The following is a 21,269-nucleotide window of genomic DNA, read 5'->3' as shown; positions in this document are numbered from 1 at the left end:
TTTTTGTAAACGAATATTTAGATAAGTCTAAAAATAATTTTAAACGACACTTAAAATGTTTGACTCTACACTATCCTCTTGGCTTCAACGGCTGGCGCTGAGCATTTGCCTGCTGCTCAGCTTCGGCCCGGCGCTGGCCCAGACCGGCCCAACCGCCATCCTCCGGGGCCGGGTGACGGCGGCGGGCGGCCGGCCGCTGGAGTTGGTGAGCGTGGCCCTTGCCGGCACCACTAGCGGCACTACTACCAACGCGGCCGGCGCGTATGAGCTGCCGGCCGCCGCCGGCCCGCACGAAGTGGTGTTTTCCTTCGTAGGCTTTGGAGCGAAGAAAGTAGCGGTGATGCTGCAGCCCGGCCAGCCCACCACGCTGAACGCGGTGCTGCAGCCCACCGCCGCCAGCCTGCAGGAAGTGGTAGTCACGGGCATGTCGCGGGCAACGGAGCTGCGCCGGAGCCCGGTGCCGGTGGCGGTGCTGAGCCGCCGCGAAATCAGCCTGAACAGCGGCGGTAATGTGATTGACGCGGCCGTGCGGGGCGTGCCCGGCCTGAGCGCCGTGACGACGGGCCCGAACATCAGCAAGCCCTTCATTCGGGGGCTGGGCTACAACCGGGTGCTCACGCTCTACAACGGCCTGCGCCAGGAAGGCCAGCAGTGGGGCGACGAGCACGGCATCGAAATCGACCAGTACGACATTGACCGCATTGAGGTGGTGAAAGGCCCCGCCAGCCTGATTTATGGCTCCGATGCCGTGGCCGGCGTGATAAATATGCTGCCGCGCCTGCCCTCGGGCCCGGCCGGTCAGCTGCGCGGCGAAGCGCTGAGCGAGTACCAGACCAACAACAACCTGATTGGCAACTCACTAGCTCTGAATTACAACCAGCGCGGCTGGCAGTACGCCGCGCGGGCCTCCTACCGGCTGGCCCAGGCCTACCGCAATGCCCTGGACGGGCGCGTATTCGGCACGGCCTTCCAGGAGCTGAACCTGACCACGATGGCGGGCGTGGAAAAGCCCTGGGGCTCGACGCATATCTACGCCACGCTCTACGACAACCGGCAGGAAATTCCGGACGGCAGCCGCGACTCGCTGAGCCGCCGCTTCACCCGCCAGGTGTTCGAAGGCGACCAGGACGACCTCAAGAACCGCCCCATCGTGCCGCAAAACGGGCTTTCTACTTACCGCATCAACGTGCTGCACCAGCGCATTCAGCACTACCGGCTGCTGAGCCGCACCCGCGTGCGGCTGGGCGCGGGCGGCGGCGAGCTGAACGCGCTGCTGGGCGGGCAGCACAACGTGCGCCGCGAGTACAACCACCCCACCGCATCCCGGCAGGCGGGCTTGGCCGTGGCCCTGACCACCTACAACTACGACCTGCGATACGCCGCGCCCACCTGGCAGTGCCTCGAAACCACACTGGGGCTCAACGGTATGCACCAGGCCAACCAGAACCAGGATGCCACCGACTTCCCGATTCCGGACTACACGCTGTTCGACGTGGGCGGTTACGTATTCGTGAAGCGGAATTTCGGCAAGCTCGACCTCAGTGGGGGCCTGCGCTATGATACCCGCACGCTGCAATGGGCTGATTTCTACGTGGAACCCAACCCGGCCACCGGCTTCGACCGGCGAGGCCGCGCGGCTACGGCGGGCGGGGCAGCCCCACAGTTTGCGGCGTTTCGGACCCGCTACCGGGGGCTTTCGGCGAGTGTGGGGGCGGCCTATAACCTGTCGGAGCGGCTGGTGCTGCGGGCTAATGTGGCGCGGGGCTACCGGGCTCCGAACATCACGGAAGTCGGCTCCAACGGCCTCGACCCCGGCGCGCACATCGTGTACCTGGGCAACCGCAGCTTCGGACCCGAGTTCAGCCTGCAGGAAGATCTGGGCCTGAGCGCCTACCTGCCCGACGCGGAAGTGAGCGTGAGCGGGTTCAACAACTACATCGACAACTACATCTACCAGGCCCGCCTTACCGATGCCGACGGCCAGCCCGTGGTGATTGTGCCGGGCAATGCCACCTACCAGTACCAGCAGGGCCGGGCGCAGCTTTACGGGGCCGAAGCCACCGTGAATCTGCACCCGCAAACGCTGCCGGGACTCGAATTCAACAACAGCCTTGCCTACGTGACGGGCCTGAACCGGGAGCCCGCGCTGCTGGAAACCAACGGCGCGGCGGCCCGGTATCTGCCGTTTATTCCGCCGCTACGCACCCGCTCGGAGGTGCGCTACAGCCCCGCGCGGGCCGTAGGGCCGCTCACCCAGACCTACGTGCGGGCCGTGCTGGACTACAACGCCGCCCAAAGCCGCTTCTACGCCCTCGACAACACCGAAACCCGCACCGCCGGCTACGCTCTGCTGGGCTTGGGCGCAGGGGCCACCTTCACGGCCGGCACGCAGCGCCGCGAGCGGTGCCAGCTGTTTGTGCAGCTCGATAACGTACTCAATATCAGCTATCAGTCGCACCTGAACCGGCTGAAGTATTTCGAGTATTACGCCGCCTCGCCCAACAGTCGCAGCGGTATTTATAACATGGGCCGCAACCTGAGCGTGAAGCTGACGGTGCCGTTTTAGGTGGCAGAAAGCGACGCAGCGGCGGCCCGGCGCATCCCGGCGGCGCGGGGCTGCGTAGCAGGACCAGCCCGACACTAACCGGGTTTCCATTGCGCTTCTTTACTCTTCTGCTGCTGGCTACGGCTGGCTTGTTTCCCTTGCTGGCCGCGGGCCAAAGCGCCACGCACACCCTGGCCCGCGGCTGCTTCTACTCCCTGTTCCGGCCCGTGCCCCGCGACTCGCTGCAGGAGCTGCGCCCCGACCGGCCCGGCGTGAGCGAAAGCCCGTTCACGGTGGATGCCGGGCATTTTCAGCTCGAAACCGACCTGCTTCGTCTCGTAAACAACGACCAGCAAGCGCACCACGAGCGGGACTTCAGGGTCAATCAGGCGCTGCTCAAAATCGGGCTCAGCACGCGCACCGATCTGCAGATCGGGCTCGACTCCTACACCTGGGAAAAGCAGTGGGACGATGACCGGGAACCGGAGCGCCACCAAGGCTTCGGCGACCTGACCGTGCGCGTGAAGCGCACGCTGCTGGGCGGCGCGCCTAACCAACCCGCCGCTCTGGGCATCATTGGCCTAGTGCATCTGCCCGTGGGCCCGGAAGTGGGCCTCAAAGTGCCCGAATACGGCCTTGTTGTGCCCTTTAGCTACGATTTCAGCAAGGAATTCAACCTCCAGGTGCAGGTGCTCAGCAACCTGAACTACGACGGCGAGCAAGGCCACCGCTTTCTGCTGCTGGCCCCCAGCACCGCCATCGACTACGAGTTTTCACCCAAGATTTCGGCCTTCGCCGAGCTGGCCAGCTTCTGGGATACGCGCCAGCAGGCCTGGCAGGCTTCCTTCAACCTGGGCCCGCAGCTGCATATCGGCGACAACGTGATTCTGGATGGCGGCACCCACCTGGCCCTCACCCGCGACACCGACCAGGAGTATTTTCTGGGCCTGAGCTTCCGCATCTAGCCGTTGATTCCAGCTGTCATCTTGAGCTTGCGAAGGACCTTATTACGCCAGCACAAGGTATTGCAACGAAGGTTGTTCAACTGGAATTAGGTCCTTCGCAAGCTCAGGATGACAGATGGAGCCGCTACCGCGCTACACCAGCCCGCTTAGCCGCTCGAAGCTGGAGCCCAGAATAGCCCGGTCGTCGGCCCCGAGCCAGTCGTGGAGGATGGTGGCGTAGATGCGGCGGAAGTCGAGCTGGTGCTTCAGGTCGCCTTGGTCGAGATTTTGCAGGTCGGGGGCGGCGTTGAGGATGCCCTGGCGGCGCAGCCCGCCGCCGAGCAGCAGCACATTGTTGGCCGTGCCGTGGTCGGTGCCGTTGCTGGCGTTTTGCTCCACGCGGCGGCCAAACTCGGAGAACACCAGGATGAGCGTATTGTCCAACTCCCCGCTTTTGCGCAGGTCTTCCACAAACGAGCCCAGCCCCTCCGAAAGGTCGCCGAGCAGCTTGCCCTGCTGCTCCTGCTGCCGTACGTGCGTGTCGAAACCAGCCAGAGAAACATAAAACACCCGCGACCCGACGCCCGAATTAATCAGCTCCGCCGTCGTTTTCAGGCTCTTGCCAAACTCCGTGTTGGGGTAAGCCGTGGCTGATTGGTAGACTTTCGACTTCTGGTACAGATAATCGGCCGACGACGCGGTTTCGGCCAGCGTCTTGTACAAATAGTCCAGCTCCGAGCCGCCGGCCGGGGCGGTTTGCCGGCTCACCTGGCTTAGAAAGCGGTTTTGGGTGAGCTGATGAAACTTCTCCGGATTCTTCAGGGCCAGACCTTTGCGGGCGGCACCTTTCATGGCCAGGCTCAGCGTATCGTCCACTTCTAGGCCGTTGTAGGGCAGCGGGCAGGTGGGGCAGCTCGAATCGAGGTAGCGGCCGAGCCAGCCGGTGGTCAGGTACTCCTCGGCCGCCGAGCCACTCTGCCAGATATCCATCGAGCGGAAGTGCGAGCGGTCGGGGTTGGGGTAGCCCACGCTGTTGAGCACCGCCACTTGGCCCTGGTCGTAGAGGCCCTTCAGGCGCGTCATGGCAGGATTGAGGCCCAGGTCTTTATTCAAAGTCAGAATGCCGCTCTGGGGCCGGATGCCGAGCGTGGGCCGGGCCTTGTAGTACAGGTCGTCGCGGTACGGAATGATGGTATTCAGGCCATCGTTGCCGCCACCGAGCTGCACCACTACCAGGCGGCGGCCGTTGGCATCGCGCAGCGCGGCCAGCTCCTGCCGGTCCAGGGCGTGCAAAAATTTGGGCACAAACAGCAGGCTGCTGGCCAGCACGGAGGTTTTCAGAAAATCGCGGCGAGTGGTAGGCATAACGGTAGTTGTTTAGTTGGAACGTCATTCCGAGCGCAGCCGAGGAATCTCGCGTGCTGATGTCTGATTAGTAATCCAACGTCAGCCCGCGAGATTCCTCGGCAGGCTCGGAATGACGTTCTTTTTCCTTCAGCTTACATCAACTGGTACTCGGGCAGGCTCAGCATACTGGTTACCATCGTGCGCAGGCGGCTGTCGGCGGGGCCGGCGGCGGCCTGCTGCTGAATCAGGGCCAGGTTTTCGGGCCGGATGGGAATTTGCAGCAGCAAGGTGCTGAGCTGAGCGGCCTGGGAACCAGGGGCGGTTTTGGCCAGCAACTGGCTGATGGGCGCCAGCTGCACCCGCGCTTTTACCCCTTGCCGAAACGTGCGCTCGGCTTTGGAAACGGACGGCGCGAGGTCGTTTTCGTCTTCTTTCAGGGCAATGCTGAACTCGGCATTGCGCAGCAGCACCTGTGGCAGCTGCAGCCGCAAAACCAGCGACGAAGAGTCGATCCAGCTGCGGCCGCCGGGCCAGCCGGCCACGTTTGGCGGCTGAAACAGCGTCTGGCCCAGCGCTTTCTGAAACACAATCAGCGGCTGCTGATTCTCCAGCTCCAGGCCCAGCGTGCGCCGCATCCCGGTCAGCAGCTCAATGGGCGACTTAATGCGGGTGCCCACGTTGGCCGCATCATAAAACCAGGGAGCCGAAAACAGCCGCTCCAGCAGGTCGCCGATGTCGTAGTGGCTTTGGAAGAACGCCCTGGCCAGCGGCTGAATGTGCGCCGGATCGGGCGTGTCGTTCACGAAGAAGCGGTAGATTTTGGTGGTCAGAAACTCGGCCGTGCGCGGCTGTTCCAGAATGATGCGCAGAATATCCTCACCACCGAAATTGCCGGTCTGGCCCAGAAAGGTTTTGGAGCCGTCGTCGTGCTGGCGCGCCCGAAACACAAACCGACCGGCCGCATCGTAGCCCCAGCCGGTGAAAGCGCGGGCCGCCTCCTTAATGTCCTGCTCCGAATACTGACCCCGGCCGATGGTGAACAGCTCCATTACCTCGCGGGCGAAGTTCTCATTGGGGTGCTGGCGGCGGTTCTGCTGGTTGTTGAGAAACTGCAGCATGGCCGGCTCCTGACTCACGGACAGCAGCAGGTCGCCGAATTTGCCCAATGCTCCTTGGCGCAGCGTGTTGTTGAGCTGCAGGGCGGCATCGGGCCGGCGCACGCGGCAGGCAAAGTGGCCGTGCCAGAAGAATGTCATCTTCTCGCGCAGCTGGGCTGGCGAAGTGGCCATGCGCGCGAGCCAGCCGCTGTTCATGGCGTAGAAAGCCTCCCGAATCTGCCGGTTCTGCAGCTTGCGCTGCTCGGCCGTCATCGCCTTGCTTTTCAGCGCTATAGCCTGCGGGTCCATCGTCAGGTCGGGCGTGGGCGAAGGGCTCAGGGCCAGGGTTTCGGTGACGCGCATAGCCGCCGAATCGAGCGGCTCAAACCGCGCCGAATCCTGAAAAAGCTGCCGCAGGGCTTTGCGCGGGGTCAGACCGGCGGCCACATCAGCCGGCCGCGGCCCAAACCCCGCCCGCCAGTACAGGTGCTGCAATTGATGTTGCGTCGTCATGGAGGTTGGACGACGAATAGGCGTACGGGTTTAAGCCTGTCATTGCGAGCAAAGCGAAGCAATCCGTCCTCTGAAATGTAAATAGCTCCTTTTCACCACAAAGCCCTGACGTAATGTGCTACGTCAGGGCTTTGTGGTTAATCAAGGCTCAGCTCATTATCCAGGACGGATTGCGTCGCTTTGCTCACAATGACAGCTAGAATCTGGCGCCCAGCACCACGGTTTTCTTGTATTCCTGCTTGCGGCCGCTGTTGGGCTGAAAGAGCTGAATATGCAGCACATAGTAGCCTACTGGTGCTTTACGGCCCTGATCAGTAAGGCCATCCCACTGGAAAAAGCCGCTGGTGGCCATCGTTTCGTTGCGCACCAGCTGACGAGTGAGGCGGCCCTGCGCATCGTAGACGGTGATGCTGGCGGCGTAGCCGGGTTGGTCGAGGGTGTAGTTGAGGGTGGTGAAATCCTGCTGGCCGTCCTCATCGGGCGTAAAGATTTCGGGCTCGACGCGGAACATCTTGTCGCCGCCGGGGTCGTCTTGGTACTGCGAGTTGGGGCGGCCGGGCGTGGCGTAGCCCACGGTGCCGGCCGCCGAGTGGAAGTTGGCCGCCATGCTCGGCCCGTCGGTCCGAATGCGCTCCAACGACACGCCGTTCACATCGCGCAGCAGCGCCAGGTGCTGCCCGGCCGAATACGTCACCCGGTCGAGCGGCCGGCCCATGGCATCCAGCAGCACCACGGTGCCCGCGTCGTCGGGGAAAGTAGGGAAGGCGGGCATGGCCAGAAAGGCGCTGGGGTCGTGGGTGGGGTAGCTGCTCTGCACGAGGTCGGGGCGGGTGGTGAGCACCAGCAGCTGGCCGGGGGCCAGCACCAGCGGGCCGGTGCCCACCGGGTTGGCATCCTGGGTGCCGTCGGCTTTCTCACTGGCCAGCTGCCAGTTCTGCACGTTCAGGTACTTGGCGGAGCGGTTCAGCAGCTCCACAAAATCGACTCCACCGGTCCGCGGATTGAACAGGATTTCGTTGATAACTACATCATTGGCCGCCACCGCAGAAGGCAGCGCAAAGGTGGTGGAGGTAGCCGGGCCGGCGGCATTGCCCACGCAGTCGGTGGCGCGCTGCACGGTGAGGGTGCGGGGCTGATTGGGCAGCAGCGGCATGGTCAGCGTCAGGTCCACGGCCCGGAAATCGGGGCCGAGGGGGCTGGCCTGGGCAATGGCATTGGCGGGATTCAGGCTGTAGAGGGCCGGGTTGGCGGCCTGCACGCTGTCGAGCTTTTCGGCAAAAAACACCCGGACCAGCGTGGGATTCAGGGCCAGGGCGCGGAGCAGCGCTGGCGGATTGCGGTCGGCGTTGGCGGCCCGCACGCTGTTGGCCCGGCCGGGCGTGCCGCCGCTGGCATCGGTGCTGGCCGTCCAGTTTTCGATGCCGCCGCAGGGGTTGGCAGTGTCCACTATTTCCAGCGCCCAGCCGCCCTCGGCCTTCGTGCGGTCCTTGTACCAAGTGCTTGAATACGTGACCTCGAACAGTGTGCGGCCAGTGCGGCTGCGCAGCACCAGCTGGTCGCCTTCGTTGCTGAGGCTGGGGAAGTTGCTGAGGGCGTACACCGTGCCGTAGCGGGCAAACAGCGCTCCGCGCGTGCTGCCGCACACCACCGCATACTGGCCCGGCAGCAGCCGCGTAGTATCCGGAAACACGGCCGAAGCCGTAGTGCTGCCCGGTTTGAACAATTGCACGCCGCCCAGATCCAGAATATTGGCCGATGGGTTGTGAATCTCGATGTACTCCGAAGCCGGCAGGCCAATAACGGGCGTTTCATCGGGGAAAATCTCGGTGATAATGACCTCCCCGACTTTCGGGGCCACGGGCAGCGCAAACGTGGCCGAAACCGCGCCGCCCGTGGCGTTGCCCACGCAGTCGAGGGCGCGCTGCACCGTCACGGTGAAAAGCTGGTTGGCCGGCACGGCCGCGGCTAGCGTCAGCTCCACGGCCCGAAAATCGTAGGGCACGGCGCGCACGCTCTGCACCGCCAGCGCGGGCTGAATGCTGTAGAGCGCCGGCGCCGAAATCTGCACGCTGTCGAGCTTTTCATCGAACTCCAGCCGCAGCAGCGTGGGGCTGATGATGGTGGCGCGGCGCAACGCGGGCGGCGTGCGGTCGGCGTTGGCGGCCCGCACGCTGTTGGCCCGGCCGGGCGTACCGCCGCTGGCATCGGTGCTGGCCAGCCAGTTGGCGGCCCCGCCGCAGGGGTTGGCGGTATCTATCATCTCCAATGTCCAGCCGCCGTCTTTCTTGGCCGCGTCGCGATACCAGGCATCGGCGTAGCGCACCTCAAACAAGGTGCGGCCGTTGGCTCCGCGCAGCAGCAGCTGGTCGCCGGCATTGTTCAGCGAAGGGAAGTTGGTGAGGCCGAACACTTTGCCGTAGCGGGTAAAATTGGAAACCTGGGTGGTGCCGCACACCACGGCATATTCGCCGGGCAGCAGCACGGCCCCAGCCGGAAACACGGCCGCCGCGCTGGTGCTGTTGGGCCGCAGCAGCCGCACGCCGCGCAGGTCCAGCGTCAGGGTAGCCGAGGGGTTATGAATTTCCAGAAACTCGGCCGCCGGCAGCCCCACCACCGGGGTTTCGTCGGCCAGTATCTCCGTTATCAGCAGCTGCGCAAAAGCCGGAACGGTGGCCGGAGGCGCGAAGGTGAGCGTGGCCGTGAGCGGACCGGCGGCTACGTTGCCATACACGTCGGCCACGTTGCGCACGGTCAGCGTGTTGGAGCCGGCGGCCAGGTCGGCGGCCAGCGTGAGGTGCACCAGGGCCGGATCGGTAGCGTCGCGCACGGCGCTGAGCACGGCGGGCGCGCCGCCATTGAGCTGGTAGCTGCCCACGGCCTGGGCGGCGGCCACGGCCTCGTTGAACGTCACATCGACCTGGCGGGCCGCTACCGTGCTGGCCCGCACCAGCGCCGGCGCAGTGGCATCGGTGATGCGGAAATCGTCGAAATAGAAGCTGCGGTTGTTGGCCGACGAGTAGAGCAGCGACACGCCGCACCAGCCGCCGCGCTGGTAGGTGGCATCGGTGCCGGTGCCCTCGCTCACGAAGGCGGTGCCGCCGTTCAGGTCGCGCTCCAGCGTCCAGACGTCTTGTAGGCTGCGCGTCACGCGCACCCGCACGCGGTTGTCGGTGGTGCCGATGGTGCCGTTTGTGCCGTTTACCACGTACACGGGCGTGGCGGGCGTGTCTTTGCGGTACAGCGCCACCTCGTCATCGGCCCCGCCGATGCGCACGAAGTAGCCTTTGGTGCCGGCGGCCTTCAGGCTGGGCTGATCGGCCAGCAGCCACACGTCGGCGTAGTTGCCGCCGCTGGTAGCCAGCTTCAGATTGGCCCAGAATTCCCAGGTGGTGCCGGGGCTGGCCGTCACGGGCGTAACCAGCTCCAGGGTGGTGCCCGTGACGGCGGGGCCATTGCTTTGCAGCTGCTGGGCCGTAACTTGGAACCCCGAAACGTCGCCGGTCCAGGTGGGGTTTTGGGTAAAGTCGCCGTCGGTGAAGGACTCGGTGAGTTGGGCACGCACGGGCCCGGCCAGCAGGAGCAGCAGGCAGAATAATAGATGTTTCACGCGGATGGAAGTAGTGGTTTTTCGCAGAGCAGGCGGCAAAAGGCGGAAGTAGTCAAACGAGTCTGCCACCGACAACCCGATGCCAGGGGCGGAACTCAGCGGGAATATAAACACAATTCAATTCCTTCCCTTCATATTATCCTTTCCCGGCCTTTTTTGGCCTTTTGAACCCATACCAAAATGAAAGTAGCTGTCGTTGGGGCCACCGGCTTAGTGGGTGGCGAAATGCTGAAAGTATTGGCCGAGCGCCATTTCCCGGTCACCGAGTTATTCCCCGTGGCCTCGGCCCGGTCGGTGGGCCAGGAAATTGAGTACCAAGGCAAGAAGTATCCGGTGGTGAGTATGGAAGCGGCCCTGGCGGCCCGCCCCGACGTGGCCATCTTCTCAGCCGGCGGCTCCGTATCCAAGGAGCAGGCCCCGCGCTTTGCCGAGGTCGGCACCGTGGTGATTGACAACTCCTCGGCCTGGCGCATGGACCCTACCAAGAAGCTGGTGGTGCCCGAAATCAACGCCAACGACCTCACGCCCCAGGATAAAATCATTGCTAACCCCAACTGCTCCACCATTCAGATGGTGCTGGCCCTGCATCGCCTGCACGCGGCTTTTCAGATAAAACGCATTGTGGTGAGCACCTACCAGAGCGTGACGGGCACCGGCAAAAAAGCCGTGGACCAGCTCATGGCCGAGCGGGCCGGTCAAACGGCGGCCAATCCCGCCTACCCCCACCGTATCGACCTGAATGTGCTGCCCCACATCGATGTGTTTGAGCCCAACGGCTACACCAAGGAGGAAATGAAAATGGTGAACGAAACCAAGAAAATTCTCGGCGACGACACCATTCAGGTAACGGCCACCGCCGTGCGCATTCCCGTGCTGGGCGGTCATTCCGAAGCCATCAACGTGGAGTTTGCCCGCGAATTTGAGCTGGAGGAAGTGTATCGCCTGCTGCGCGAAACCGACGGCGTGGTAGTAGTGGACGACGTAGCCCAGAACCGCTACCCCATGCCCCAGGAGGCCCACGGCCAGGATGCCGTGCTGGTCGGCCGCATCCGCCGCGACGAGTCGCAGCCCCGCACCCTGAACCTGTGGGTGGTAGCCGATAACCTGCGCAAAGGCGCGGCTACCAATGCCGTACAGATTGCGGAGTATATGGTGCGGCTGGGGCTGCTGCCAGGAGCTTAGACTAAATTTAGGGTATGTTTGCCCGCAAATCTATTCACTTTATTCTCCCTTGCTAATGCGAAGTATCCAGATTTATAGCGGCCTGCTATTGGCCTTTTTTTGCTCAGCACAGCAAAGCCGGGCCCAAGCCCCTTCCGAACCCCAAAAGACGTACACGCTGGTGGACCACATGCCCCGTTTCCGGGCCGCAGACAGCACCAGCACCAGTATGTTGAACTACATCGGCCACAATGTGCGCTACCCCGTGGAAGCCCTCAAATCGAGAGCTTCCGGCACCGTCTTCGTCACGTTTGTGGTGAACAAGCAGGGCCTGGTGGAGCAGGCGCAGGTAGCGCAGGGCGCTCATTACGCCCTGAAGGATGCGGCACTACGTGTGGTGCAGGCCATGCCGGTGTGGGAGCAGCCCGGCCGGCAGCAGGGCCAGCCGGTAAATGTGCGGCTTACCGTTCCCGTCCGTTTTGCCATGCAAACCGGCTCGCTGGCGGCCCTGCAAAAGGCCCAACAGCCGCAACAGCTTACTGCCACGAATGCTACTGCCGATGCTACGCCGGCGGCCGGAGTACAGCCCCCGCGGTTTGAGCACGACCCGCTGGGAGCCGTGCATTATTTACAGCTAGCTACGCAAAGCGTGAAGGCCCGCAAGGCCAGCGTAGCAATGGTATCCTTCACGGTGAAAGCCGATGGGCAGGTGGGCGATGTGCTGGTAGCGCCGGGAATCTCGCCGGAGGTAGACGCAGCCGTGGTGCAGGCTGTGCAGCAAATGCCCGCCTGGAAGCCCGGCACCCAGCAGGGCCAGCCCGTTGCGGTGCCATTCACCAACATTCCCATTCGCATCAGCGGCAAATAAACCTCTGATCAGTAGCAGCATAAAGAAAAAGGCTCCAACACTGGAGCCTTTTTCTTTATGCTGCTACTCGCCAAACGCCCCGGCCGCCAGTTCCAACACCGCCCGGCGCGTTTCGGCGGGCCGCTCATAATATGCCAGGTGCCCTACATCGGCCAAGAATAGCGCGTGAGCCACGGGGGCCAGCGGGGCCAGCGCCACCGACTGCTCCAGCGGCACGGCCACGTCTTCCTTGCCCGCCACCAGCAGCACCGGAAACCGCGCCTCGCGCAGCACTTTGGTGCGGTCGGGGCGGGCGGCCATGGCCTGCATCCCGCCGATGATGGTTTCGGCGGGCGTGGCCTTGCCGATTTCCTCCAGAAACTCGCGCCGCGCCGCCAGCGTCTCGCGGTTAGCGGGCGCAAAGAGCGGCCGGATGAATGATTCCATAAACTTTTCGACCCCGTGACGCTCCACGAACGCCACGTTTTTGGCGCGGGCGGCTTTTTTCTCCTCGTTGTCGGCGTAGGCCGAAGAGTTAATCAGGGCCAGACCGGCTACGCGCTCCGGCCACCGCTCGGCGAAGGCCAGCGCCACGTAGCCGCCCATGCTGTGCCCCACCAATACCGCTTTTTCGATGCCCGCGGCCTGCATTTTTTCGGCCACATAGCGGGCCTGGGCCTCCATCGAGTAGTCGCGCACGTCATGGATGTTGGTGCCGTGGCCGAGCAGGTTCAGGCTCAGCACCCGGTAGTGCGCCGGAAAGCCGTGCAGCAGATCGGACCAGATTTCGCGGCTTTCGGCAAAGCCGTGAAGGAAAACGAGGGTGGGTTGGGTAGGCATAGGCCGGTAAAGTTCGCCGGATAAATTGGTTTGAAACGCATGAAAGCCGAAGCGGCCTGGGCTGCTTCGGCTTTCATGCTATCGGCGCAACGCTACGCCGGCGGGGCAAAGCCGCCAGGGTGCGGGCTGCGCGAATGGCTAGGCCTGCTTGGCAAACTGCAGGCTGGCCAAGAGCTTTACCTCTTCGCTCACCACAATGGAGCCGGCTTCCGTCACACCATTCCAGTTCAGGCCGAAGTCCTTGCGGTTGATTTTGCCGCTCACCTCGAAGCCGGCTTTGGTGTTGCCGTAGAAGTCGCCGGCCACGCCGCCGTATTCTACGTCGAAGGTCACGGGCTTGGTTACGCCGTGAATGGTCAGGTCGCCGGTCAGTTTGTAGTCGTCGCCGCTCACTTTGCTGAAGGCCGTGGAAACGAACGTGAGCTGCGGAAACGCGGCGGCATCGAAGAAGTCGGCGCTTTTCAGGTGCTCGTCGCGCTGCTCCTGGTTGGTGTCGATGCTGTTGATGTCGGCCGAGAAGCGCACGGAGGCGTTTTCAAACGAGTCGCCCTCCGTCTCGGCTTCGCCCTCAAACTTTTTGAAGGTCCCCGTTACGGTCGAGATAACGAGGTGCTTCACTTTGAAATGAACTTCGGAGTGGGTTGGGTCAAGCGCCCATTTGGTAGTGGCCATGAGAAAGGAAACGATTGAAAGTGAATGAAATGAAAAAACGCGGCCGCCAAGCTGAAGCTGATTTTGTGAGCTGACCAAGACAAAGATACAATTTATGTACATACATACATGTACCTACACCATTTTAGCTTCGAAATAGATTGTCGCCATTTCCTTTGGCGCGCCGGGCATTCGTTTTGACGGGCTGGGGCTGGTAAGCGTGGCAAATAAGCGGGCAATTGCTACCTTACTGGCCGCTTGTTCCCGTTGGTTGCTGCCCCCACCTGTCCTTCGTAGATTCTGTGAGTCTGACCGCCGCCGCCTCTTGGTCTGCACCCGGCCTACCGCCCCTTGCTTTGCTGGAAGCCGCTTTTGATGCGGTGGTACTGCTCAGCCCCGAAGGCACTATCACCTGGGCCAACCCAGGGTTTGAGCGGCTGACCGGCTTCGGCCGCACGCAGCCGGTGCCCGAGCTGCTGCTCGGGGCGCTGGCAGAAGCGGGCTACTCCCTCCCCGAGTTTCGGCAGCAGCTGGCTGCCGCCCAGCCTCTGCGCCTCGACCTGCCCCTGCGCCACGCCGACGGCCGCCGCCTGTGGGTGCGGCTGAAAGTGGTGCCCCAGCCGGCCCCGGAACCCTGCTTTGGGCTGCTGGAAGACCTAACCGCCAGCCAGCAAGCCGCCCAGGAGCAAAACGCGCGTTTCAGCTACCTCACCGAGCACGTGCCGGGCGTGCTGTTTCAGTGGCACCGACGCCGGCGCATAGGTTCCGGCCTCACCTACATCAGCCCCCAGCTCACGGCCATGTTCGGCATTGCCCCGGAGCAGGCTCACCGACTAGCCGATTTTATCCATCCGGACGACCGGGCCGCCTGGCAAAGCTCGTTGCGGCAGATGCTGCGCCAGGGCACCGACTGGGCCTTCGAGGGCCGGCTGGTGGTGCCGGGCCAGCCCGAGCGCTGGTGCCGTGGCAGCGCCCGGCTCTCCTCCGCCGATGCCACCCACGGCCAGCTCTACAGCGGTATCATCACCGACATCACCCCGCTGAAGCTGGCCGAGGAAAGCGTGCAGGCCCACGAGCAGCGCTGGCGGCTGGCCATCGAGCGGTTCGGCGACGGGGCCTGGGAGTTCAACTACCAGACCGGCGAAGAGTATTTCTCGGCGGCCTACCGCGCCATGCTGGGCTACTCCGGCCGCCAGCCCCTGCCCGCCACCTGGGAGCAGCACGTGCACCCCGACGACCGCCAGCTGAGCCTGGATGCCGCCAACCGCTATCTGCGCGGCGAAGCGCCCATTTACTCGGTAGAGCGGCGGCTGCGCTGCGCCGATGGGCACTACAAATGGGTGCTCACCCGCGGCCTCGTCACGCTGCGCGACGAGCAGGGTCAGCCGCTCATCATGACGGGCGTGCACACCGATATTTCAGCCATGAAACAGGCTGTGGCCGCCTTGGAGGCCAGTACGCTGCGCCTGTCCACTACCATCGCCAACTTTCAGGAGGGCATTCTGCTCGAAGATGAAAACCACCGGGTAGTGCTGGCCAACGAGGCGCTGTGCCGCATTTTTGCGCTCGATGCCACGCCCACTGAGCTGGTGGGCTACGATACCAGCCTGCTGGGCCAGCGCGTGCAGGGCCGCTTTCGCCACCCCGAAGAGTTTGCCCGCCGCTACGATGCCATCGTGCAGAATCAGCAGCTGGTGACGGCCGAGACGTTTGAGCTGGCCGACGGCCGCACCGTGCAGGGCGACTTCGTGCCCATCTTCGTGGCCGAGCGCTACATCGGGCATTTATGGAAATTTGAAGACGTAACGGAGCGCCTGAACAGCGAGCAGGCCCTGCGCCGCCGCGAGGAAAAGTACCGCGGCATCATCGACAACATGAAGCTGGGTCTGGTGGAAATGGACCTGGAGAGCCACGTCACGTTTACCAACCAGGCCTTTTGCGACATTACCGGTTACTGCGACGACGAGTTTGCCACCCAGCACATTATGAGCGTGCTGGTGAGCCCCGACGATCTGCGCCTGACGCAGGAGCGTGCGCAGCGCCGCCGGGCCGGTGAGTCGGAAACCTACGAGCTGGCCATCCGGACCAAGGGCGGGCAGGCTAAGTGGCTGCTGGTGAGCGCCGCCCCGCTCTACAACGACGAGCGGCAAGTGGTCGGCAGCATCGGCATTGCCCTCGACATCACGCACCAGAAACAGCTGGAAAACCACCTGCGGGCGGCCAAGGAACAGGCCGAAGACTCGGCGCGGGTGAAGGAGTTGTTTCTGGCCAACATGAGCCACGAGATTCGCACGCCGCTGAACGCCATTCTGGGCATGGGTCAGCTGCTGGCCAAGACGCCCCTGGATAGCAGCCAGCAGACGTATCTGCGGGCCATTGCCACCTCCGGCGAGAATCTGCTGGTTATTCTCAACGACATTCTGGACCTCTCCAAGATCGGGGTTAGCCAGCTGCTCATTGAGCGCATCGGCTTCAGCGTGCCCGAGCTGCTGCGCCAGATTGAAAAGAGCCTGCATTTCAAGGCCGAGGAGAAGAGCCTCTCCTTTCTGGCCCAGGCCGATGAGCGCCTGCCCGCCGTGCTTCTCGGCGACCCCTACCGCATCACGCAGGTGCTGCTGAACTTAGCCGGCAACGCACTGAAATTCACCGAAAAAGGCTCCGTAACCATCAATTGTATGCTGGAACAGGCCACCGCCACCAGCGTGGCGTTGCGCTTTGAGGTGGCGGATACCGGCATTGGCATCGATGCCGATTATCTGGTGGATATCTTCAAGGAATTCAGCCAGGAAGACTCTTCCGTGACGCGCAAGTTTGGCGGCACCGGCCTGGGCCTGAGCATCAGCCGCCAGCTGGTGCAGCTGATGGGCGGCGAAATCCGCATCGACAGCCGCAAGCACCACGGCACCCGCAGCCACTTCACCCTGCGCCTGCCCATCGGCACCGCCGCCGACCTGCCCCAAAAAACCCTCGTGACGGCCAGCATCCGCGCCCGGCTGCAGGGCCTGCGCATTCTGCTGGTCGAAGACAATCAGTTCAACCGCCAGATTGCCAGGGGCTTTCTGCACAATGCCGGCCTGCTGGTGCAGGAAGCCGAAAACGGGGCCGTGGCCGTGGAGCTGGCCCGCCACTACGCCTTCGATGCCGTGCTGATGGACGTGCAGATGCCGGTGATGAACGGCCTGGAAGCCACTGCCCGCCTGCGCGAGCAGCTCAAGCTGGCCACGCCCATCATTGCCCTCACCGCCAACGCCATCAAAGGCGAGCGGGAGCGGTGCCTGGCCGCCGGCATGAACGACTACCTGGCCAAGCCTTTCCAAGAAGATGACCTACTAAAAACCCTCGCCCGCTGGACGCTGGGCGAAATCACCGCCGAAACGGCCGTCGGGCCAGCCACCCCGGAGCCGCCCGCCAAAGCTGCCCCGCTCTACAACCTCGACCTCGTGCGCCGGGTCGGGCAAAACGACCCAGCCTTCACGGCGCTTATGCTGGAGTCGTTCATTGAGGGCTGCGAGGAAGCCATTGCGGAGCTGCAAACGGCCGTAAGTCAGCAGGATACCATGCAGCTTCGCGCCGCCGCGCACAAGCTCAAGCCCAGCCTCGACCACCTGCACGTTCACCACATCCTGCCCGCCGTGGCCGCGCTGGACACCTGGCGCGCACCCTTCGACGCGGCCGTGCTTTCGCCACTGGTGACGCAGACGGTGGAGCTTCTCGGGCAGCTAGCGGCGCAGATGAAACAGGAGCTGCGGGAGTTGCAGGGGGAGTAAGCCCGCGCCGGGCAGCGAAGGGCGTTGCGCAAGATCAGCGCAGCGCCCTTTTGGTTTGTTTATCTTTGAGTATCCCCTTTTCCTTTGCGTTATGAACGAGCAGCTAGTAGTCAAGAATTTCGGCCCCATCAAGGATGCCACGGTAGACTTCAAGAAGGTGACAGTATTTATCGGGCCGACGGGTGGCGGGAAGAGTACGCTGGCGAAGCTGGCGGCTATTTTTCGCAGTCACTCATTTCTAGGTGAATATGCTCCAGCAAGAAAAAATCATTTTAGGCAATACTCAATTGACACCTTCTTAACCAACAAAACGCAATTCCAGATAAATTCAGGAAGTGACACAATAGACATAAACGAATCGATGAACTTTGCCACACCTACAATTGTACATAAAAATGCCAATGAAATATCCGACAAGGTTATTGCGTCCAATGAATTTACCGATGAACAAGTAAAAATACTATCAGAACTAATACTGTTTTCACTTGCAAAAAAAAGGGGGGCAGATAAAAACAATAAACTAGAAAGCACAATAGACAAACACCTAAAAAACAAAGACAAGGATTTCTATTATGCAATGCATGTAATTGACACTCTAATAGAGGAAACAAAAACTTATGAGCCGAGCTATATTCCTAGTGAAAGAATATTCATCCCAGCGATTGAATATTCTTGGGCTGGCTTAATGAGAGATGATATTAGTCTTCCTAAAAATATTTTAAATTTTGCCAATTTTTTCAATGCCAACAAATCAAAAATAAATCGATTAAATATACCTTTTCTTAATGTAGAATACATTCATGAAAATGGGAATGATTTCATAAAAAACCATCAATCAGAAACGCTAGTAAGACTATACGAAGCTGCCAGCGGTATTCAATCCGTGACACCGCTTCTTGTCGTACTAGAATACTTACAACAGAGAACTAAATCCAACCAAAGTTTTATAATCGAGGAATTGGAATTAAATTTATTTCCAATAGCTCAATTTGAATTAGCAAAGATTTTGATTAGTAAATGTGCTCAACTGAATACTGCCAATGACCTCATATTAACTACCCACAGCCCCTACGTTCTCACTGCCCTCAACCTAATGTGCTACGCCTACCGCATTGCTCAGCAGGACGAAGCAACAGCCAAGAAAGTAGCCAAACTGATTCCACGCGACTGCTGGATAGACCCCGCGCAGTTTGCCGCTTACTATGTGGATTTGCCCGGCACGAAAAAGAAACAGCAGGTGCGTTCCATCATTAACAAGAAGACGGGGCTTATTGAGGAAAACGAGTTAGATACAGCTTCCCTGGAATTGGGCGACATCTTCAACAAGCTCGTGCGGCTCCGGCAGCCGGCTAAAGCTCCTGCCAGCGCCAAGTAATGGAGGCGGAAAAGGTGAGCCGTCACCCGCGGGTAGCGGGCCGGTGTCTTACGTCGCACACCGGCCGCAAAGCTGTTATTTACGACAATGCCGTGGATGGCTGCTGCTACCTGCGTGGCCGGGGCGAAGAGGTCAGCCCGTTTGATTTCACCGTCCACAATGTCAAAGGCCAGATTTTCCACTTTGTGCAAGTGGATAAATGCATGTTCTCAGATAGGGAAGAAATCAGGCGGTGCGACTGTCTGGTGTTCAATGACACAGTTTCTCTGTTCATTGATTTCAAGGGCAACAGATCTTACAATTCCCGGAAGAAAGGGCGGAAATCAGCCCTGGAACAGATAGCCACTTCCGTTGCCTGGTTCATGAATGAGGGGCTCTTGCAAGAGCAGGAAAGCGTTGAGGTTATCGTGGCCAACGGTACGCACAACCGCCACCCACGCTTCAACGACAACATTATCGACAAGACTCTGGAGCTGCAAAACCGCTTCCCAACTTTACGCATTCAATACAATGAGTTGCCGTTCCGCAAGCTCTGATTGAAACCAAAAAGCCCCGCCGGACGAATCCAACGGGGCTTTTCTATGCTTATCTAAACCTACCGAATCACCGTCTCCACCGCCGCCTTCGCGGCTACCTTGCCACTCAGCGTCCGCACGGCGGCGGCGATGCCGGCCGCATCGAAGCCACACTCTTTGTACAGCTCATCCTGGGTGCCGTGCTCCACTACCCGATCCGGGATGCCGAGGCGCTGCACGGGCAGGTGGTAGCCGTGGTCGGCCATGAACTCGAGCACGGCCGCGCCGAAACCGCCCTGCAGGCAGCCGTCTTCCACGGTCACGATGGCCTTGTACTTACTGCATACGGCGGCCAGCATTTCCTCGTCCAGCGGCTTGCAGAAGCGCATGTCGTAGTGGCCGGCCGAGAGGCCTTCGGCGGCCAGCTGGGCGGTGGCTTTCACGGCGTAGTTACCGATGTGGCCGATACTGAGAATGGCGACATCGGTGCCTTCGCAAACGACGCGGCCGGTGCCTACGGTAATTTTTTTAAATGGTAGGCGCCACTCGGGCATCACGCCTTCGCCGCGGGGGTAGCGGATGCTAAACGGGCCCATATCGGGCAGTTGGGCGGTGTACATCAGGTTGCGCAGCTCCTCCTCGTTCATGGGGGCCGAAACCACCATGTTCGGGATGCAGCGCATGTAGGCCAGGTCGTAGCAGCCGTGGTGGGTGGGGCCGTCGGCGCCGGCGAAACCGGCACGGTCGAGGCAGAATACCACGTTCAGGTTTTGTAGGGCCACATCGTGCAGCACCTGATCGTAGGCGCGCTGCATGAAGGAGGAGTATATATTGCAGAACGGCACTAGGCCCTGCGTGGCGAGGCCGGCGGAGAACACCACAGCGTGCTGCTCGGCAATGCCCACGTCGAAGGCACGGTCGGGCATGGCATCCATCATGATGTTCAGGGAGCAGCCCGAAGGCATGGCCGGCGTTACGCCCATCACCTTGCCGTTCTGCTGGGCCAGCTCCACCATCGTGTGCCCGAATACATCCTGATACTTGGGCGGCTGGGGCTTCTCGTGGTGCTTTTTGTAAATCTCGCCCGTGATTTTGTCGAACAGGCCGGGGGCGTGCCACAGGGTCTGGTCCTTCTCGGCCAAGGCGTAGCCTTTGCCCTTTACCGTTACGCAGTGCAGAATTTTGGGGCCCGGAATGCTTTTCAGGTCGTTCAGAATCGTGACCAAGTGCTGCACGTCGTGGCCATCGACGGGGCCGAAGTAGCGAAATTTCAGAGCCTCAAACAGGTTGCTCTGCTTCAGCAGCGTAGCCTTCATGGCTGCTTCCACCTTGCGGGCTACCTGCTGGGGGTTGGGGCCGAATTTGCTGAGCTTGCCCAGTACATTCCACAGCTCGTCGCGCACTTTATTGTAGGTGCGGGAGGTGGTGATGTCGGTGAGGTATTCCTTGAGCGCGCCCACGTTGGGGTCGATGCTCATGCAGTTATCGTTGAGGATAACCAGCAGGTTGGAGTTGGTTACGCCGGCGTGGTTGAGGGCCTCGAAGGCCATACCGGCCGTCATGGCGCCGTCGCCGATAACGGCAATGTGCTGACGGTCAAACTCTTTCTTATAATCGGAAGCTACGGCCATGCCCAGGGCCGCGCCGATGCTGGTGGAGCTGTGGCCCACGCCGAAGGCATCATACTCACTTTCCTTGCGCTTCGGGAAGCCCGACATACCGCCGTAGCGGCGGTTGGTGGGGAACCGGTCGCGGCGGCCGGTCAGGATCTTGTGGCCGTAGGCCTGGTGGCCCACATCCCATACCAGCTGGTCGTAGGGCGTATTGAACACGTAGTGCAGCGCCACCGACAGCTCGACCACGCCTAAAGAAGCCCCGAAGTGGCCGCCGTAGATGCTGACCGTATCGACGATAAACTGGCGCAGCTCCTGGCTTAGTTGAACCAGCTGGTCTTCGCTGAGCTTCTTGAGGTCGTCGGGCGAGTCAATGGCCGCCAGCAGTTCACCGGGTTCAACAATCATCTTCAGATGGGGCAAGGAGGGAATTATAGCACGCAACAA

13 protein-coding genes are annotated in these 21,269 nt (G+C 61.6%); 7 read left to right on the top strand and 6 right to left on the bottom strand.

Features of this window, described 5'->3' with window-relative positions; all coding sequences use genetic code 11:
• The first annotated feature begins 55 nt into the window (after positions 1 to 55).
• Both BUB62_RS16755 and BUB62_RS16750 read left to right on the top strand, forming a co-directional pair.
• Positions 56 to 2,566 (top strand): TonB-dependent receptor, encoded by a 2,511-nt coding sequence (locus tag BUB62_RS16755; RefSeq protein WP_073112087.1) that lies wholly within the window; start codon positions 56 to 58, stop codon positions 2,564 to 2,566.
• An 89-nt stretch (positions 2,567 to 2,655) separates the two neighbouring features.
• Complete coding sequence (locus BUB62_RS16750; RefSeq protein WP_073112085.1) at positions 2,656 to 3,510, top strand: transporter; 855 nt, start codon at positions 2,656 to 2,658, stop codon at positions 3,508 to 3,510.
• 132 nt (positions 3,511 to 3,642) lie between these two features.
• On the opposite strand, the gene BUB62_RS16745 is transcribed toward BUB62_RS16750, so the two are convergent.
• The 3 genes from BUB62_RS16745 to BUB62_RS16735 form a co-directional block, all read right to left on the bottom strand.
• A complete protein-coding gene (locus BUB62_RS16745) occupies positions 3,643 to 4,854 on the bottom strand; it encodes a DUF1501 domain-containing protein (RefSeq protein ID WP_073112083.1) in 1,212 nt (403 codons plus the stop codon).
• A gap of 134 nt (positions 4,855 to 4,988) precedes the next feature.
• Positions 4,989 to 6,446, bottom strand: coding sequence for a DUF1800 domain-containing protein (locus tag BUB62_RS16740; protein ID WP_073112081.1), 1,458 nt, complete (start codon positions 6,444 to 6,446; stop codon positions 4,989 to 4,991).
• A gap of 196 nt (positions 6,447 to 6,642) precedes the next feature.
• Entirely contained in the window at positions 6,643 to 10,053 is a 3,411-nt protein-coding gene (locus tag BUB62_RS16735; protein WP_143164237.1) for a lamin tail domain-containing protein, read from the bottom strand.
• Positions 10,054 to 10,233: 180 nt separating this feature from the next.
• Between BUB62_RS16735 and BUB62_RS16730 the strand changes: the two genes are divergently transcribed.
• On the top strand, positions 10,234 to 11,235 hold the full coding sequence (locus tag BUB62_RS16730; protein ID WP_073112077.1) for an aspartate-semialdehyde dehydrogenase: 1,002 nt from the start codon (positions 10,234 to 10,236) through the stop codon (positions 11,233 to 11,235).
• Positions 11,236 to 11,404: 169 nt separating this feature from the next.
• On the top strand, positions 11,405 to 12,082 hold the full coding sequence (locus BUB62_RS16725; RefSeq protein ID WP_159437484.1) for a TonB family protein: 678 nt from the start codon (positions 11,405 to 11,407) through the stop codon (positions 12,080 to 12,082).
• Between the two features lie 63 nt (positions 12,083 to 12,145).
• Here BUB62_RS16725 and BUB62_RS16720 read toward each other — a convergent pair whose 3' ends face one another.
• Positions 12,146 to 12,901 carry an alpha/beta fold hydrolase gene (locus tag BUB62_RS16720; protein ID WP_073112073.1) on the bottom strand — a complete coding sequence of 252 codons (756 nt, stop codon included), beginning with the start codon at positions 12,899 to 12,901 and terminating at the stop codon, positions 12,146 to 12,148.
• Between the two features lie 138 nt (positions 12,902 to 13,039).
• Positions 13,040 to 13,573: a YceI family protein gene (locus tag BUB62_RS16715; protein ID WP_073112071.1), complete on the bottom strand. Its 534-nt coding sequence runs from the start codon at positions 13,571 to 13,573 to the stop codon at positions 13,040 to 13,042.
• Positions 13,574 to 13,908: 335 nt separating this feature from the next.
• Between BUB62_RS16715 and BUB62_RS16710 the strand changes: the two genes are divergently transcribed.
• The 3 genes from BUB62_RS16710 (at position 13,909) to BUB62_RS16700 (ending at position 19,230) form a co-directional block, all read left to right on the top strand.
• Positions 13,909 to 17,319, top strand: coding sequence for a PAS domain S-box protein (locus BUB62_RS16710; RefSeq protein ID WP_073112068.1), 3,411 nt, complete (start codon positions 13,909 to 13,911; stop codon positions 17,317 to 17,319).
• Between the two features lie 91 nt (positions 17,320 to 17,410).
• Positions 17,411 to 18,694 carry an AAA family ATPase gene (locus BUB62_RS16705; protein WP_073112066.1) on the top strand — a complete coding sequence of 428 codons (1,284 nt, stop codon included), beginning with the start codon at positions 17,411 to 17,413 and terminating at the stop codon, positions 18,692 to 18,694.
• On the top strand, positions 18,694 to 19,230 hold the full coding sequence (locus tag BUB62_RS16700) for a hypothetical protein (RefSeq protein WP_073112064.1): 537 nt from the start codon (positions 18,694 to 18,696) through the stop codon (positions 19,228 to 19,230). Before BUB62_RS16705 ends, BUB62_RS16700 begins: the two co-directional genes overlap by 1 nt.
• Positions 19,231 to 19,289: 59 nt before the next feature.
• Here BUB62_RS16700 and dxs read toward each other — a convergent pair whose 3' ends face one another.
• A complete protein-coding gene (gene dxs / locus BUB62_RS16695) occupies positions 19,290 to 21,230 on the bottom strand; it encodes a 1-deoxy-D-xylulose-5-phosphate synthase (protein WP_073112062.1) in 1,941 nt (646 codons plus the stop codon).
• Positions 21,231 to 21,269: the final 39 nt, after the last annotated feature.

Origin of the sequence: Hymenobacter daecheongensis DSM 21074 (genome assembly GCF_900141805.1) — a bacterium.
GTDB lineage: Bacteria > Bacteroidota > Bacteroidia > Cytophagales > Hymenobacteraceae > Hymenobacter > Hymenobacter daecheongensis.
The sequence above is the reverse complement of the archived record's forward strand: the minus strand, read 5'-3'. Positions and strand labels throughout refer to the sequence as shown.

Excerpts from the sequence above, each read along its gene's own strand:
- BUB62_RS16720 (WP_073112073.1), bottom strand. The coding sequence starts at position 12,901 with ATGCCTACCCAACCCACCCTCGTTTTCCTTCACGGCTTTGCCGAAAGC.
- dxs (WP_073112062.1), bottom strand. The coding sequence starts at position 21,230 with ATGATTGTTGAACCCGGTGAACTGCTGGCGGCCATTGACTCGCCCGAC.
- BUB62_RS16715 (WP_073112071.1), bottom strand. The coding sequence starts at position 13,573 with ATGGCCACTACCAAATGGGCGCTTGACCCAACCCACTCCGAAGTTCAT.
- BUB62_RS16700 (WP_073112064.1), top strand. The coding sequence starts at position 18,694 with ATGGAGGCGGAAAAGGTGAGCCGTCACCCGCGGGTAGCGGGCCGGTGT.
- BUB62_RS16745 (WP_073112083.1), bottom strand. The coding sequence starts at position 4,854 with ATGCCTACCACTCGCCGCGATTTTCTGAAAACCTCCGTGCTGGCCAGC.
- BUB62_RS16730 (WP_073112077.1), top strand. The coding sequence starts at position 10,234 with ATGAAAGTAGCTGTCGTTGGGGCCACCGGCTTAGTGGGTGGCGAAATG.
- BUB62_RS16755 (WP_073112087.1), top strand. The coding sequence starts at position 56 with ATGTTTGACTCTACACTATCCTCTTGGCTTCAACGGCTGGCGCTGAGC.
- BUB62_RS16740 (WP_073112081.1), bottom strand. The coding sequence starts at position 6,446 with ATGACGACGCAACATCAATTGCAGCACCTGTACTGGCGGGCGGGGTTT.
- BUB62_RS16705 (WP_073112066.1), top strand. The coding sequence starts at position 17,411 with ATGAACGAGCAGCTAGTAGTCAAGAATTTCGGCCCCATCAAGGATGCC.
- BUB62_RS16725 (WP_159437484.1), top strand. The coding sequence starts at position 11,405 with ATGCCCCGTTTCCGGGCCGCAGACAGCACCAGCACCAGTATGTTGAAC.